Annotated in this window: 13 protein-coding genes; 6 read left to right on the plus strand and 7 right to left on the minus strand. The window is 68.1% G+C overall.

Going from position 1 to position 15,604, the window contains the following annotated elements; all coding sequences use genetic code 11:
- Window positions 1–181: 181 nt before the first annotated feature.
- The 6 genes from IE237_RS26240 to IE237_RS26265 form a co-directional block, all read right to left on the minus strand.
- Window positions 182–1,351: a hypothetical protein gene (locus IE237_RS26240; protein WP_189804589.1), complete on the minus strand. Its 1,170-nt coding sequence runs from the start codon at window positions 1,349–1,351 to the stop codon at window positions 182–184.
- A 179-nt stretch (window positions 1,352–1,530) separates the two neighbouring features.
- Window positions 1,531–2,931, minus strand: a complete 1,401-nt coding sequence (locus IE237_RS26245; RefSeq protein ID WP_189804590.1) for a phospholipase D-like domain-containing protein — start codon at window positions 2,929–2,931, stop codon at window positions 1,531–1,533.
- The gene (locus tag IE237_RS26250) at window positions 2,921–6,340 is read right to left on the minus strand and encodes a serine/threonine-protein kinase (RefSeq protein WP_189804591.1); all 3,420 of its coding nucleotides are present in this window, start codon (window positions 6,338–6,340) and stop codon (window positions 2,921–2,923) included. The genes IE237_RS26245 and IE237_RS26250 overlap by 11 nt, the downstream gene beginning before the upstream one ends.
- A 306-nt stretch (window positions 6,341–6,646) precedes the next feature.
- Window positions 6,647–7,582, minus strand: coding sequence for a tyrosine-type recombinase/integrase (locus IE237_RS26255; RefSeq protein WP_229842902.1), 936 nt, complete (start codon window positions 7,580–7,582; stop codon window positions 6,647–6,649).
- Window positions 7,583–7,795: 213 nt separating this feature from the next.
- Window positions 7,796–8,002: a helix-turn-helix domain-containing protein gene (locus IE237_RS26260; RefSeq protein WP_189804592.1), complete on the minus strand. Its 207-nt coding sequence runs from the start codon at window positions 8,000–8,002 to the stop codon at window positions 7,796–7,798.
- A 314-nt stretch (window positions 8,003–8,316) separates the two neighbouring features.
- Window positions 8,317–8,601 (minus strand): helix-turn-helix domain-containing protein, encoded by a 285-nt coding sequence (locus IE237_RS26265; RefSeq protein WP_189804593.1) that lies wholly within the window; start codon window positions 8,599–8,601, stop codon window positions 8,317–8,319.
- Window positions 8,602–8,870: 269 nt separating this feature from the next.
- Here IE237_RS26265 and IE237_RS26270 point away from each other — a divergent pair, with 269 nt between their 5' ends.
- The 6 genes from IE237_RS26270 (at window position 8,871) to IE237_RS26295 (ending at window position 14,422) form a co-directional block, all read left to right on the plus strand.
- A complete protein-coding gene (locus IE237_RS26270) occupies window positions 8,871–9,794 on the plus strand; it encodes a hypothetical protein (RefSeq protein WP_189804752.1) in 924 nt (307 codons plus the stop codon).
- Window positions 9,791–10,492, plus strand: coding sequence for an ATP-binding protein (locus IE237_RS26275; protein ID WP_189804751.1), 702 nt, complete (start codon window positions 9,791–9,793; stop codon window positions 10,490–10,492). Before IE237_RS26270 ends, IE237_RS26275 begins: the two co-directional genes overlap by 4 nt.
- 112 nt (window positions 10,493–10,604) lie before the next feature.
- The gene (locus tag IE237_RS26280; RefSeq protein ID WP_189804594.1) at window positions 10,605–11,426 is read left to right on the plus strand and encodes a DUF2637 domain-containing protein; all 822 of its coding nucleotides are present in this window, start codon (window positions 10,605–10,607) and stop codon (window positions 11,424–11,426) included.
- 151 nt (window positions 11,427–11,577) lie between these two features.
- On the plus strand, window positions 11,578–12,231 hold the full coding sequence (locus tag IE237_RS26285) for a hypothetical protein (protein ID WP_189804595.1): 654 nt from the start codon (window positions 11,578–11,580) through the stop codon (window positions 12,229–12,231).
- Window positions 12,228–13,937 (plus strand): relaxase/mobilization nuclease domain-containing protein, encoded by a 1,710-nt coding sequence (locus IE237_RS26290; protein WP_189804596.1) that lies wholly within the window; start codon window positions 12,228–12,230, stop codon window positions 13,935–13,937. Before IE237_RS26285 ends, IE237_RS26290 begins: the two co-directional genes overlap by 4 nt.
- Before the next feature lie 110 nt (window positions 13,938–14,047).
- Window positions 14,048–14,422: a hypothetical protein gene (locus IE237_RS26295; protein WP_189804597.1), complete on the plus strand. Its 375-nt coding sequence runs from the start codon at window positions 14,048–14,050 to the stop codon at window positions 14,420–14,422.
- A 206-nt stretch (window positions 14,423–14,628) separates the two neighbouring features.
- On the opposite strand, the gene IE237_RS26300 is transcribed toward IE237_RS26295, so the two are convergent.
- A complete protein-coding gene (locus tag IE237_RS26300) occupies window positions 14,629–15,597 on the minus strand; it encodes an FAD-dependent oxidoreductase (RefSeq protein WP_189804753.1) in 969 nt (322 codons plus the stop codon).
- Window positions 15,598–15,604 lie beyond the last annotated feature (7 nt).

Raw genomic sequence — 15,604 nt, forward strand, 5'->3', positions numbered from 1 at the left:
CCTCATAGTCGCAGGTCACCGCGCTTCTGCGCCCGCTCCGAGCACCCTTTCTGCGGCCCGGAGCGTCAAATGAGCGTCATGGCCATCAGGGGACACGCCTCTCCGGACCTCAACGTCTTCCACAAGCAGACCGCCCACTCTCCTTGGTCACCATGTCATCTGCCGCCGTGCCTGCCGTTCCTTACTCTCCCTGCCGTGACCCCCCTTCGCGGCCGGCACATCGAGCGCAGGACGCCGCCGCGGGAGAAGCCGGCGCTCCTACCTCCAGCTCAGGGGAACCGACGCTGGTGGGCGAGCCGCCGACAATAAGTTCCCTGGCTCGATGCAAGGCCTCGCGGAGGGGTGCACACACCAAGGCAATGCTGGCGAGCCCAGCAGCACCCAAGAGATCGGGGACGATGCCCCCTTCCGGGAAGAGGAATGCCCCGACAACGAGGCCCACAGCCACAGCCATCCTTCCCAAACCCGCGAGTAGGCGGTCCCTAAGCGGCTCAGCCGTTGCCCCCACCACCTCCACCTCTGGCGCTTCCGCCAGGAGTACGCCCTCAATGATCACCAGACTGTCGTGCTGGTGACGTGGGCGGCAGCTCTGACGTAGAGCGCCCGCAGCGAGCAAGGCCATGTCTCGAACTGCTCTGTCGCGGTCTGCTCCCTGAGAGAAGAGGTAGCGCTGGCTTGCACTGGAAAGTGCCGCAATCAGGCGTTCTGCGGTGACCCTCGCCCCTTCACGGGCCTCCGGCGGCATCGTGCGGGTTGTGTGGCGTGCCTGCGCACTCAGAGAGTTACAGAGCCGACTGAGGCCCCTGCCGTATACCTCAAGTGCCGAATCCTGCGTACGGCGGTTGGCCGGGAAGAGGACCAACTCCAAGAAGCGGACTGAATCCACCGTAGCGACCCCAGCCGCGTCCGAAACAACGGCAGCCCTGTAGTCAGCCGCCATGAGCGTAAGCGAGATGGCAGTGAAGCCAGCAACGACCCCGGGCATCCAAGGCGCGACCGCGCCCCCGGACCACGCTGCCCACCAGAACGGAACCACCGTAACCACGACGGGAACCACCTGCAGAAGAGCTGAGACGCACCGCCCGGCGACGATACGGTGCCACCGGTCAACGAGGTCGCACCTGTCCGGCCAGGCTTCCGCCGGTACATCGAGGCGCTCCAGTTCAGCGAGCAGAGCATCGACGCGCCTTTCGGCAGCGTTGCGACGAACACGCCTCACCCCAGGTAGGCGATACACTCCGCCGCCCAGTACACGGGTGCGGCTCCGCCACAGCGTGGCGATCCACACGGCCTCGAAGAAAGTCCACCAGCCCCAGAGAAACGAGATGTTCCCGAATTCCGTGTGCGTCATGACCAGCAGGGTGACAGCTGCACTGACAGTGATGCCGCTTGACCTTCGATGGGCGCGACTCAACGACCACGCATCGCGCTAATCAGTCTGCCCACGGCGGTCGAGCGCGCCACAGTGCCACGACGAAGCCGCTGCTCCCCGATGCGGAACTGCGAAACCGGAACTCTGTTTGGATACAGCTACCGACGCTGTTCGTCAATCAGTTCGAGGTAGCGGGTGTATTGGACATCGGTGATCTGCCGGTTGCGGACGAGGCTTCCTTCTTCCATCCGGTAGGTTCGGTCGGGATCGCCCTTGAAGGAGAGCCAGTTGAAGGACGTGGTGACCCAGACGTCGTCGTAAACGAGGACCTTTGCGTGCGTGCTCTTCAGGCGGGTGAAGGTGAACTTGTCCTGGTATCGGGCGGCGAGGTTATTGAGCTTGCGGACGGCCGCCGGGTCGGTCTTGGTGTCGTTCTCCTCGTAACCGTAGGCGATGTCGATCTTCACGCCACGGTTCAGGCGGGCCTCCAGCTTGCCAAGGAACGAGGTGGTGATGATCGCGTTCTTAATCCACGGGGAGATGAGCAACAGACGGCGACGGGCGTGGGTGAGGGCTTGCTCAAGGATCTCCGGGTGCTCGAAGACACCAATGGCACGGATCTCGTCCGCCTGAGGCTCCAATGCCGCCGGCGGTGCTGGGGAAGGGTTCTGGGCGCCAAGCTGGAAGGCAGCTTGCTCCGCACGGTGCTGGGTGACTTCCTGAAGCGGCACCCGAGCTGCTTCCAGGTCGGCTTCGAGAACGGGGCGTTCGGGCGGCGGGGCAACGGTGATGCCGAGCGCCTTGGCGCCACCGTGGCCAATCAGGACAAGCTCGTGGGCGTGACTGAGCTCGCCGTCGACGACGACGCCGAGCTGGATGTCGGCGCGTTCTTCGTCGGCGTACACGAGGATCTTGACGGGCAGCACACGACGTGACGGGGCCTGGGAGATGCTCTTGACTTGGAGTACCTCGCGGTTGGTCGTGCCATTCTCGCGGAGCAGGGCGGTAATGTCGGCCGCGGTGATGTCGCCGTCCTCAACGGGCCCGGACCGGGCGGCGGGCAGCATGATCAGACCGTCATCCTCAGCCTGGCCGCGTCGCATGGTGGCGTTCCGGTTGTAGGGAGCCACCTTCCACAACATCTGGTCGTACACCACGGCCTGGTTGACGCGCACAGGCTCCACGGCAGCCGCCGTCTCGGCGGTGACGCGGCCCTTGTCCGTCAGTCGGAGCCGCAGGTTGGCGGGCTCGGTTCCTGGTGCCGGCGGAGCCCACCTGAGGTCGTCGGAACGGAACAACTCGGCGAGGGTCTGGTCGACCATGCGCTCAGGCAGGCCGAGCATTCCGGAGATGCCGCGTTGGCTGGTCACCCCCTGCTGGACCAGCCGCAGCACGAACTCGTCCAACAACGGCAGGTTCTTGCTGTCCTGGGCGAGTACGTCGGCCGTGACCAGGGCGACGGGCAACGCGGCATCGATGACGGTGATCAGCTCGAGGCCAGGGCGGGCGTTGTGAAAGCGGACAGCCAGCAGGCTGTCCGGGCTGAAACTATGCGTCACGGATCTCGCACTCCTGCGGGTGAGCGCCGATGTAGTCGAGGACGTCGCGCAGGGCCCCGGGCTTGCTGCGGCAGAAGCCGGCGTCACCAACGATAATCAGACCGAAGCGGGCGCGGCTGAGGGCGACATTGATGCGGCGCCAGTAGGGCTGGCCGAGGAACCCGAAACGTCCCTGGGCGTTGCTGCGGGTCACGGAAAACACGGCGAGGTCGCATTCACGGCCCTGCACGGCGTCCACCGACAGAACCTCTGGGGTGATGTGCTTGAGCTTCAGAGAAGCCAGTCGTCGTGTGAGCTCTGTGACCTGGCGCCCGTACGGGGCAATGACCAGCACGTCCAGCTTCCTGCTGCCGGGAACCTGGATGACCTTCTTGTCGATGGCCTGGTCGATGACCTCCAAACGGCTCATCGCCAGCCTGCTCTCCAGGGGATTGGAGATGCTGGTTTCGGCAGAGCTCCGGTCGGACTCACGTCGGCCGGGCAGCGCGCTGGTGTCCAGCCAAAGCACCGGCTTGTTGATCGTGGCATATCCGGTTAGCTCATGGTTGCTGGGCGAGATCAGCTGTCCCTTGTAGAAACAGGTACTGATCATGTTGCCGATCGCCGGCGTCATCCGATACTGCTCGCGCAGCAGGTGTTTGACCGGCTCATTCGTGTGGTTGGCGAGGTACTGGAACAGCGTGGTCTGCACGAGCTCAGGAATGAGCTGATGGTCAGCCATGACCTTCTCGTCGCGCAGCAGATCCTCATCGATGGGCGGCAGCTGGTTGGTGTCGCCGACCAGGACCCATCGCTTGGCACGGGCCAGCGGTACTAGCGCCTCGGTCGCGGTCGCCTTCGACGCCTCGTCGAAGATGCACAGATCGAACTCCAGATCCCTGACTGCGCGGTGGCCGAGGAACCCCAGGGCCGTACCGCCGATGACTTGCCGGGTGCGGAGAAACGCGCCGATGAGGTTCTGGTCGGTGCCGATGCGCTGCAGCCACTCACCCTGCAGGCGCAGCAGATCCATCAGCTCCCGTCCGGGCCCGGACGGGCCGAGGAGGACCTCAACAGCATCACGGGCGTCGGCAGCACTGAGGTCTTCGCGCAGGGTGAGCTCGCCGGTGAGCATGGACTGGACCTGAGCGAACAGCTCGGAGCGCTGCTGGAGGAGCTGCTCCTGGCGGGCGCGGGTGGTGACGAGCTCCTCGGCGAGATCCCTGGCGGAGGTGGTTCGATCGGGAGCCGGCCGGTTCGACAACTCCGCGAGCTTGGCCGTCACGTGCGCGAGGCTGGCCGCCACGGAGGCGAGTTCCTCCAGCACGACGGCTGCCTTGAGGTGACGAGCCTCCAGTTGGCGTCTTGTAGCCACCGCGTCCAGGTACTTCTCCGCCCGCGCCCGCACGCCCTGGGTCCACTTCTTGATCTGCCGGTCCAGCAGCAGCGGCTGAACACTCTCGGCCACCCTCGGATCGCCAACGTTGCCCAAGCGGACGAGGCCTTGGATGCCGGCGTCTTCGATGCGCTTGAGCGCATTATCGATGGCGATGTGGGTCTGGGACACGATAAGGATCCGGGCATGCGAATCGCGCTTGAGGGTCTGCTCGACGATCTCGGCAATCACGGTGGTCTTGCCAGTGCCGGGCGGCCCTTCGACAAGCAGGAGCTCCTGACTGCTCAGGGCGTGGGTGACGACGTCCCGCTTGCTCCTGTCGAGGTCGGCACGGAACCAGCTGGTGACCTCTGCCGGCGGCCTCGAAGCAATGGTCGCAGGATCATCAATGATTTGCCGGAGGCGAGGGTTGGCTGTCTGGCCAGCAGCAACAGCGCCCAGAGCATCGCGCTGACGGTTGATGGCGACCTGACTCGGCCCGAGAAACGGTAGGAGAACACCCCGGGAGGGAAGCACCGATGCAGGCCGCGTCATCCGCAGCACGGCGGTATCGCCGGTGTAGCTGGTCACCTCGCCGCGGTCGATGGTCCGGCTGTAGGGGTACTCAGCAACCGACCACTCCTGGCCGATCTCCATGACCGTATCGGGCGAGGAGAGGTGGAACACGCGGGTCTGGCCACCCCCTTCCATCCGCTCGTACCCGATCTGCTGCCGCCCCTCGGCCGCGACGTCCTCGCGGGCGTCCAGCACCCGGCGCCAGCCGTCGAACAAGTCACCAAGCTGGTTACTCGCGCGGGCATTGTCCCGCTGCTCGCGCGCCTCCAGGTGCGCGTCAAGACTGTCCAGCAGGAGGTTGAGCCCAAGGTGTGCCGGATCCTCGCCTGGATCGTCGAAGGTCCAGGTCAGAACAGGGCCGAGCTTGAGGGCTGAGGCACGGCGTTTGGCCATCCATTCCTCCGGCCGCTCCTCTGCAGAGAGGATCACGCACCGGTCTGGATAGTTCTCGTCGTTGACCAAACGCAGGAACAGCGCCCGGCCGAACACCCGTACCGTGCTGGTGTCGACCTCCTGGGTCTGCGTGTTGTATCCGTAGTCGACGTGCACGGTGCCAGAAATGTCCTGGAGTACATCTGCCTTCACGCGTACCCAGTCGATCTCCTCGCCAGTCGGGGCATTGCTGAGGCTCTCGGCTGCACGTCGGGTCATCTTCAGCCAGAGCCCGTTGCGGCGGCGTGCGTCTCGGTTGCCGCAGACCCGCTCGGCCTCGAGGAGCTGGTGCTCCAGAACACTGGCGTTGGCCGGCCGTTTCTGCGGGTCGAAGTCGATGCAGGACTTCAGGATCGCCCGGATCTCCGCATCCAGTTCCAACCCGTCCAGAACGGTGGACAGTTCGGGATAGTCCTTGGCCTTGCTCCGGGAAAGCACCTGGATCGCAAGAACCGCGTATGCGTAGACATCCCGTACGTACGGGATGGCCTCGCTCTGCTCCGGCGGCGCGTACAGGCTGGAACGGAAGTCGGCCACTGTCTCGTCCGTGACGAGTGTTGCCGCAGAAAGGATCTTGGCGATTCCGAAGTCGGCGAGCTTGACCGTGCCGTCACCACTCAATAGCACGTTGCCTGGCTTGATGTCGCGGTGTTGGATCTGGTGCTCATGCGCATACGCGAGCGCGGAGGCCAGTGGCCTGCCGATACGGGCGAAGAACGCCTGCCAGTCCAGAGGTCGGCCGTCCGCCATCTCATCCTTGAGACTGCGTTCGATCCACTCCAGTGCGATGAAGTACCGCTCACTTTCGGGATCCCAGCCGGAGTCGAGCATGCGCACGATGTTGGGATGCTTGAGAGTCTTAAGCGCTCCCGTCTCCCGCTCCAGGAAGATCTTCGTAGCAGCGTCATCGCGCTGCTTGAGCAGCTTGACGGCGACGTAGTCACCACCCTCGGTGGTGACATCGACCGCCTTACGGACCTCTGACAGACCCCCGCGCCGGGGCTCCTGAGCAAGCAACAGAAACCGGCCGTTGATCGTCGTCCCCACCCATTGCTCCTCGCTCAACCTTGCCGCGATCGCAGCTCGCCCCGGACGCCCATCATGCCAGCGAGCTGCGCTGCCAAGCAGCCGTTCTGCGAGATGTACAGCGAGGGGAGCCGTATCGTTCGGGCCTTTGCCCAGACGCTCCCTAGCTACCTCGGAATGGGGCTCCAGAGTGGGAACGTGCTCGGTCCCCGAGCTAGGCAGGGAGGAGCTGATCGCAGCCTGGAGAGGAACCCAAGGCCACCTGAGCACGCAGACGTCTCTGGTCCTAACCATGCAGGCTAGGGCGGACACACCTCTCACGCGGGCTCATGCAGCAATGGTCAGCGGAACGTCCAGGCGCTCCCACGCCCCGAGCACGGCCTTGTGGGCATCAGGCTGGAGGTGGGCGTAGCGCTGGGTGGTCTGGAAGCTCTCGTGGCCGAGGAGGTGCTGGACTTCGTAGAGGGAGACTCCCTTCTGGACGAGCCACGAGGCGCAGGTGTGGCGCATGGAGTGGGGTGGATAGTGCGGGACGGGGAGCTGCTCGCCGTCGGTGTCGAAGTAGTGGGCGTTCTCGATGGCCGGCCACCAGGTCTGGCGGCGCCAGTTGCCGTCGTCAAGGCGACGGCCGGCTCGGCCTTTGGTGATGGTGGTGAAGACCAGGGCGTCACGGTCGAGCGGGTGGACGTGTCGTTCGAGGGCGTCGAGGACGTGTGGCGGGAGCGGGACCTCCCGGCGGCTCCTCGAACTCTTGGGGTACTCCTTGATGCCGCTCTTGGTGTTGACCTCCACCACGAACAAGCGGGAACGGCGCTGGTCGATCCGATGGCGATGTAGGCCGGCGAGTTCACCCCAGCGCAGGCCCGTGTAGAAGCCGAGCAGACACATCGTGCGCCACGGGGCCGGGAGCTCGTCGATGATGCTCTGTGCCTGGTCGAGGGTGAACCATTGCGGGGGCTTGATCGCGATCTGCGGCAGGTCGATGTTCCGGCAGGGGCTGACCGCGATGACATCGTCGTCGACAGCCGCACGCATGATGGACGACATCAGGTTGTACGCCCTCCTGATCGCCGAGGCGCCAACCCCCTTCTCGGCCAGCCTGCGGATCCAGCTCTGGACGTCCATGCGGGTGACGGCTCGCATCTCCCAGTCGACCCAGTGGGGCAGCACGTGGTTCTTGATGCTGGAGGCGTCGCCGCGCAGCGTGTGGGGCTCGACGACGCGGGCCTGCCACCAGCGGGCGTGCCACTCGCGAAACGCCATTTCGCCCGCTCGCGGGTCCCGCATGCTGCCACGCGCGAACTCGGTCTCCATCTCGGTACCCCAGGCACGGGCCTGCGCCTTGAGGGGAAACGACTCGCTGAACCGGTCTCCAACCCGGTTGCGGACAGTTGCCTGCCATTTGCCGGACTTCAGCTTCCGGAGGTACGTGGTTCCGCTCCTTCCTGTTTCGCGTACGGACGGGCTTGGTCCTGGTCAGCGGCGCCGCGCCGGCGGCGCGACCGCCCTGCTGTTGATGAAGTCGTCCAGGCTCGCGGCGGGGACGCGGACACGAGAGCGAGCCGGTCCTGTGCGCAGGTCGACGACAGGCAGCTCGCCGGCGGCGATGAAGCGGTAGACCGTTCGGCGGTCGACGTCCAGAGCGGCGGCGACGGCAGGTACGGACAGCAGGCGCGGGGTCATAGGCGGTTCCTTTGCGTGAGAAAGAGCGACGAGAATTGAGAGATCTGGCTGGGACGGGAGGCAACAAGCCCAGCAGATGCTGCGAGATCGTCGAATAGGGCTTCTACGTACGGCCGGGATCTCCGAGCGGAGCAGAAGAGGAAGTGAGCGGGGCTACGTGTGTGCGGCGGGGATACGAAATCGGCGCGTAGGCGAATCGAGCAAGGCGTCCTCTGGGGAGGTGGGCAGACTTCTGGCAGAGACCGGCACGACGGGCGTTCCGGGACCCACAATCATCCGGAGAATCCCCGGTTTCGCTAACCGGGGATCGTCGGCTATATTTCGCTCGCCTCGGCCGCCCATGAGGGTGTGAGGTCGCCGGCGAGAAGGGCCTGCGGGGCGATTCCGAGGGCTGTGGCGATGGCGACGAGGTCGTCGATGTCGCAGCGGCGGACGGTGCGTTCGATGCGGGAGAGCGCGGTGAAGGTCATGGGACGACCGAGCGCGGTGACGCGGGCTGCGAGCTGGCGCTGGGAGTAGCCGCGGGCGGTACGGGTGCGTTCGATGGCGTGGGCGGCGGCGTGTCCGGCGGGTCCGATGGCGAGGGGTCGTGGCGGCATGGGTGGTGTTGTAGCTTGCGCGCCGACCGGTCCGGAAGGGCATTCCTGTCTGCCGTGAGCGATGCCGATCGCGCGGTGATTTTGGGCGGTGATTTCGTCGACCGGGAATTCGCCCCTACAGTGGCCGGACCCGTCGGCACGACATGCCGGCGAGTTGCTCAGAATTCCTAGAAAAGTCTGGACTTCTGCCCACTGGGTGTGGCTGTGTTGGCCATGCACCCCGGCGAAGCCGGATTCCCCCGCCCCCTCCCGAAAGGCGGTCGATCGTCATCGCCCGTATCCGCACTATCAAGCCCGAGGCGTTCTCGTCCGAGTCCCTCGCGGCGGTGTCCCTGTCCGCCGAGCGGACCTTCTTCGGACTACTCACACAGGCGGACGACCAGGGCCGGTTCCGCGATCAGGCAGCGGTCATCGCCGGCCAGCTGTGGTCGCTGCGCCGCGAGCACGGGCCGGAGGCGGTCGAGGACGACCTCATCCAGCTCGACGACGCCGGGCTGATCTGCCGTTACGAGGGTGAGGACGGCAAGCGGTACCTGCACATCGTCACCTTCGCCAAGCACCAGAAGATCAACCGGCCCAGCGGCGTCCGCACTCCCCCGTGCCCGCACCATGATCTCGGGGTGCCGCGTGAGCCCTCACCGCAGATGCGGGGAGCCCTCGCGGAGAGTTCCGCGAGTCGTCCGGGAGGGCTCACTGAGCCTTCCGTGACACGACCGGGAGGGCTCACGGACCCCTCCGGGAACGGCGAATCCGCAGGTCAGAGCCGATTCCGCGAGCACTCACCGCAGCCTCACGGAGGGCTCACCGAGCCCTCCGTGAGCCCTCACCGTCCGGATCTAGGACCTAGGAACAGGGATCTAGGATCTACCCCGTTGGGGGGCACAAGCGCCCCCGCGCCCGACTCGATCTCGGCGAAGGACCTGATCGGCGAGTACGCCGCCGCGTGCCCCCATCGCCCGCCGCAGGACGTGCTCAGTCACCTCGGCCGCGAGGTGAAGAAACTCCTCGCCGAGGGCATCGCCCCGGACCACATCCGCGCCGGCCTCGACCGCCACCGCACCAAGGGCCTGCACCCCAGCACCCTGCCCAGCCTCGTCCACGAGGCCATGAACGCCACCCCCGCCCTCGCCGCTGCTTACCAGCCGTGGACCAACCCCGCCGACACCGCCGCTGCCTACGGAGGCGACCTCTGACCACCACCGCCCTCACCCGCGCTCCGCAGCAGCCCGCCCGGATCACCGGCCGACTCGGCGACATCCTGGCCCGGCGCGGCATCGCCCCCGACGCCGCCGCCCAGGAGCCGGCGCCCGAGCCGGTCACCGCGCTGCAACTGGCCGAAGCCCGTATCCCCGCCCGCTACCGGCACGCCTTCGCCGACCACCCCCAGGTCACCGCCTGGGCGGACGCGATCGCCCGCGCCGGACGCCCCGGCCCCGCCGGCGCACCGGGCATCGCGGAGGGACCCTCGCTGCGGATCGTCGGCCCGACCGGCACCGGCAAGACCCACCAGGCATACGGCGCCATCCGCACCCTGCTGGCCGCCGGGGTCCGCCTGCGCTGGGAAGCCGTCACCGCCGCCGACCTGTACGCCCGCCTGCGCCCACGCCCCGGCTCCGACAGCGAGCGCGACCTGCAGAGCCTGATGCGCTGCCCGCTGCTGCTCCTGGACGACCTCGGCGCGGCGAAGACCAGCGAGTGGACCGAGGAACTCACCTACCGGCTGATCAACCACCGGTACGAGCACCTGCGCCCCACCCTGATCACCAGCAACCTCGCCACCGACGCGCTGCGTGCGGCCCTCGGCGACCGCGTCGCCTCCCGCCTGGCCCAGATGACCGAGCGCGTCACTCTCGACGGCCCCGACCGCCGCCGCACCAGACCCGCCGCCTGACGCCCGCCGCTACGCCACGGTTCCTCCCCCAGCCGTCCGGCCCCTCACCACGGACGTCTCACCACCCTGCCCTGCCCTGCCCTGCCCTGCCCTGCCCTTGGAGCGTCTCCGCTTGCCCACGCCTTCCCCTGCCCCGCACCGCGCCGACTGGTACGTCCTCCTCGCCGCCGGTGCCGTGATCATCGCCCTCACCGCCGTCTCTTTCTGGCTCTCCTACGCCCACCTCGCCGAGGTCGCCGGAGAACACGGCCTCGGCAACTCCCCCGCCCGCATGTGGGCCTGGCCCGCCACCCTCGACGCCTTCGTCGTCGCCGGTGAACTCCTCATGCTCCGGGCCGGTCTGCACCACAGGCCCGACTGGTGGGCCATCGCCCTCACCGCCACCGGATCCCTCGGCTCCATCGCCCTCAACGTCGCCGGCGTCACCGGCACCCGTGATCCCGCCGACGTCCCCGTCCTCGACTACGTCGTCGCCGCCATACCCCCGACCGCAGCGCTCCTCGCCTTCGGCGTCCTCATGCGCCAGATCCACCAGCACCTCGCCTACCCGAACCGTAAGGCGCACCTTGGCCATCTTCGGGTAGCCGGACCTGCGGTGACCGAGCACCCGCGGGAAGGGGACCGTCCCCGCCCGCATCCCGTCCCCGCCCCGTCCGCTGCCGAAGGCCCAGACCGCGCCACCGAGGCAGCCACTGCCGTCGAGCCCCCGGTACGTCCGCGCAAGGTCGGCCGCCCTCCGACCGGAGACCTCGAGGAGTTCGTGCGGATCGTCGAGCAGATGGAGGGCGAGCAGACCCGAAAGGCCATCCGGGCAACCCTCCGCGCCGCCGGCCACACCATCAGCAACGGACGGCTCACGGAGCTTGTAAACCGCCTCGACGGAACGGTCCCCAAGGGGCCGTCCGAAACCCCGAGCACCACTGACCGGAAATAACCGCAGGTCAACCCCATTCCGGTCGGCCCGGGTTGCCGCAACCCGGACCGACCGGCTCGTCCCCTCCGCCTTGCCGGACAGCCTCCAGCCCCGTCGAGACATCCACGAAGCACGGACTTCCCCTCCCGCCGCCCCACCGAAGGATCCCCACATGGCACCCGCCCCGCAGCACCCCACCCCTGCCTCGACGGTCCCGCCTCAGCCGAACGACTGGCCCGCACCGCCGCAGGTGCCCACCGGCCCTGCCCCGGGCGGAGCAAGTTGGGGCGGAAGCAGTGCTTCCGCCGTACCCGCCCCCGAAGGGGCGGGAGAGGACCTGCGCCAGGAGGCGCAGGTCCTGGAGGCTTCGACCGAGGGCGGATCGAAGCCGGGGAAGAAGGAGAAGCCGAAGTCCCGCCGTCGCGAGCGCCGTGCCCGTCAGCGTCCGCGTCAGCCGCCCGCGAAGAAGCGTCATCACCAGCACTCGACCCGTTTCAACGACGACGAGTACGCGCTCGTCGCCACCGCCGCCGCCCAGTGCCATCTGACCGTCGCCGGCTTCCTCGCCCGTGCCGCTCTCGCCGCAGCCCGCGACCTCGGCCGCACCAGCGCTGAGATCGCCACCGAGCGCGACATGCTCACCGCGCTGTTCGACAGCCGGCGCAAGCTCGGCTGGGCCGGCAGCAACCTCAACCAGGCTGTGAAGGCCCTCAACTCAGGCGCGGACACACCTCAGCTGGAGGCCGCCACCGCAGCGGTCCGGCGAGCCGCCGACGCCGTGCACGCCGCCGCGACCAGCATCCTCGAACGACGGCAGGCGGCGTGATCCCCAGCATCAACCCGCCCGGCGACCGGACCATCGGCCTGCTCGCCTACCTCTACGGCCCCGGCAGACGCGAGGAGCACGTCGACCCGCACCTCGTCGCCTCGTTCGACGGCATGGCCCCCGACCCCGGCCGCGACCCGAACACCACGCTGAAGGCCCTCCAGCAGCTCCTGGACCAGCCAGTACAGGCGCTGCCGGAGCACGCCCGTCCCGCCGAGCACGTCTGGCACACCTCCGTCCGCACCGCGCCCGGAGACCGGACGCTGTCCGACGAGGAGTGGGCCGAGGTGGCCCGCCGGATCGTCGCCGCCACCGGCATCGACCCCGGCGACGGACAGTCCGGCTGCCGCTGGGCCGCCGTACGGCACGCGGACGACCACATCCACATCGTCGCCACCCTCGTGTGCGAGGACGGCACCCGGCCCGACGACTTCCGCTCCGGCAAACGCGCCCAGGCCGAGGCCCGGCTCATCGAGAAGGAATTCAGCCTGCACCAGGTCGCGCCCGGCGACGGCACCGCCGCCCAGCGGCCCACCAGCGCCGAACGGCACAAGGCCGAACGTCAGGGACGCGAGCGCACCGCCCGCGAGGAACTCCGCGAGACCGTACGACGGGCCGTGGCCGGCGCGACCGGCGACGAGGAGTTCTTCGACCGCCTGGCCGCCGCCGGCCTCCTGGTCAGGAAGCGCGTCGCCCCCTCGGGCGACCTGCTCGGCTACAAGGTCGCCTTGCCCGACGACCGCAACAAGGACGGCGAGCCCGTCTACTACCCCGGCGCCCGCCTCGCCCCCGACCTCTCCCTGCCCCGGATCCGGGAACGCTGGTCCATGGACCAGCCCGAGTCTCCGCCGCCTCCCGGGCCGGTGGCACCGTCCGCCGCACGTCGGCGTGCAGCAGCTGCGCTCTCAGATGCGGTCCTCGTCGTCCACAACGGCGAGGACGCCGTCGCTGCCGCGCACATAAGCGCCGCCGGAGAGATCCTCGACGCGCTCGCCAAGACCTCCGCCGCCCACACCCGCCACCAACTACGTGAGGCTGCTAAGGCATTCGAGCGTGGCTCCCGCTCCCACATCCGCGCCGCACGCGGACACGACCAGGCATTGCGGCAGGCCGCCCGCGAACTCGTCCGCGGCGGGCCGGCCCTCGGCCGCGGCGAGGACGGCGCCGCCACGGCCATGGCGATCGACATGCTGTTCTTCCTGATCACCGCCGTCGCGCACTGGCATGCCAGGAAGGGCCACGCCCAACAGGCCGAAGCGGCCCACCGGGCCGCCGAGCACCTACGTGGCGCCTACCGGGTCGCCGCCGAGCAGCCGCTCGCCGTCCTCCACCAGCGCGGTCGGAACCTCGCCCGCCCACTGCTGGAAAGACAGGCCGACGCCGTGCGGGCGGCGATGCCGGAGCTGGCTGAGCAGGTACTGGCTGAGCCCGGCTGGCCGTCCCTCGCCGCCACACTCGCTGACGCCGAGGCCGTCGGCCACATCTCCACCGGCCTTCTTGCCCGCGTGGCAGGACGCCGCGAGCTGGGCACCGCAGAGTCGGTCAGCGACGTACTGGTGTGGCGCGTACGGAGGATGGCCGATCTGCCCGCCGACTCGTATCCCGAGTACGTGGCCGCTGCCAGCCTCCAGCGTGATTCTGCCGTGCCAGCGACAGTCGATGCGCTGGGAGCCGGCACCACAAACGGCCCCGTCCGACGACGCTAAACCGCAGGTCGAACGGCGCAACATAGCCGAGAATCCCCGGTTAGCCTAACCGGGGATTCTCCGCACCATGGACCTATCAGCACCCACCCCACCATGTGAGGAGTACACCCTTGCCCGAAACCGATTCCTACCTCCGCGCCGACGTCTTCACCCTGCTCGTCGACACCGACTTCCGGCTCCGTCCCGACACCGGCACCTTCTCCCACTACGACGGCCGCCCCTTCACCGACGAGGAACAGGCCACCGTCCTCCTGGCCAACCGGGACGAGCTCGAAGCAACCCTCGAGGTCCGTCTCCTCATCGACACCGAGATCCAGAAGAAGGTGGGAACCGCCGGACTGAACATCGTCCTGGCCCCGTACGACGACCAGCCCAACGAGGACTTCACGCTCGGAGACGTGATCACCCACCGGCCACAGGACGGCCCCTCCGACATCGAGCGCCTCGCCTACGTGATGAACGGGTTCGTCCCCGACGAGCAGTAACACCAGCCCCAGGCACCTGAACCCGTAGCACCGGTCGACCCGACAGCAGGCTGGCCTGGGAACCTCGCACAACACGAACGGCAGCCGGGATCATCCGCGGCTGCCGTTCGTGTCGGAGGCACCCGCCCAGGGCACCGATCAGCTGGTGGGTGTCGCCCGTAATGCGAGTGAGGCGGACGTGCGGGAAGGCATCTCCATCTGGTCCTTCAGGGCCTGTCTGCCCTGTCGGCGGCCAGGAAGCTCGCAGCCTCTTCGGCGCAGCCCCACGAGAGCGTGACGCCGGCGCCTCCGTGCCCGTAGTTGTGCACCACCACAGTGCCGTCCTCCGCCCACTCCGCCTCCACGCGCACCATGGCCCGGGTCGGCCGGGCGCCGAGCCGGTGCTCCAGGACACGGGCCTTGGCGAGACGGGGTTCGACCTCGACACAGCGAGCGAGGATTCCGACTGCCGCCTTCTCGTCGGGGGCAAGGCTGCCTTCGCCGTCGAGAGCGGTGCCGCCCAGGACGACGGTGTCGCCGTGGGGGTAGAAGCACAGCAGGTCTTGTGAGAGGCCGGTGTCCTCGGAGAAGAACTCGGTCAGCCCCGGGTTGGTGACGACGACGTGCTGGCCGCGGATGGGCCGTAGGTCATGGTCCGGGACCAGTTCCTGGGCTCCCAGGCCCGTGCAGTTGACGATCAAGGCAGCGGGGCCAGCGTCCGCAAGCGAGACCAGGCGCCGCCGCTCGACCGTTCCTCCAGCGGCGTCGAGCCGGCGCAGGAGGTAGGCGAGGTAGGTGGGCATGTCGATCAGCGGCACCATGAACCGGTAGCCGGCCGAAAACCCGGCCGGCAGTTCGGCCGGCTCGCACGGCCGGAAGCCGGGCAGGGTGGTGGCCCACTCCGGTGGTGCCTCGGCCGTACGAGACGCCTCGATGCCGCTGGTGAGCCGGACACCCGTGGACGGGTCCTCCGCCAGCTTGCGGAAGATCTCCAGGGACCGCTGCCCCCACTGATCGACCTTGTCCTTCGGCTCGACCAGGTACGGCCCCCACACCGCCCCGGCCGCCAGCGAGGTGACGCCTGGCACCTGCTCGGCGATCACGTGCACCAAGGCTCCGACCTCGGCCAGGACGACAGCGGTGGTGAGCCCTGCCACTCCAGCCCCGACAACAACAACGCGCACCTCGCACTTCAAGGACGCG

It is taken from the genome of Streptomyces tanashiensis (assembly GCF_014648895.1).
Classification (GTDB): Bacteria; Actinomycetota; Actinomycetes; order Streptomycetales; family Streptomycetaceae; genus Streptomyces; species Streptomyces tanashiensis.

Bases quoted from the DNA above. Each gene is read 5' to 3' on its own strand.
- IE237_RS26240 (WP_189804589.1), bottom strand. From the start codon at position 1,351: ATGACGCACACGGAATTCGGGAACATCTCGTTTCTCTGGGGCTGGTGG.
- IE237_RS26255 (WP_229842902.1), bottom strand. From the start codon at position 7,582: ATGGCGTTTCGCGAGTGGCACGCCCGCTGGTGGCAGGCCCGCGTCGTC.
- IE237_RS26260 (WP_189804592.1), bottom strand. From the start codon at position 8,002: ATGACCCCGCGCCTGCTGTCCGTACCTGCCGTCGCCGCCGCTCTGGAC.
- IE237_RS26265 (WP_189804593.1), bottom strand. From the start codon at position 8,601: ATGCCGCCACGACCCCTCGCCATCGGACCCGCCGGACACGCCGCCGCC.
- IE237_RS26285 (WP_189804595.1), top strand. From the start codon at position 11,578: ATGGCACCCGCCCCGCAGCACCCCACCCCTGCCTCGACGGTCCCGCCT.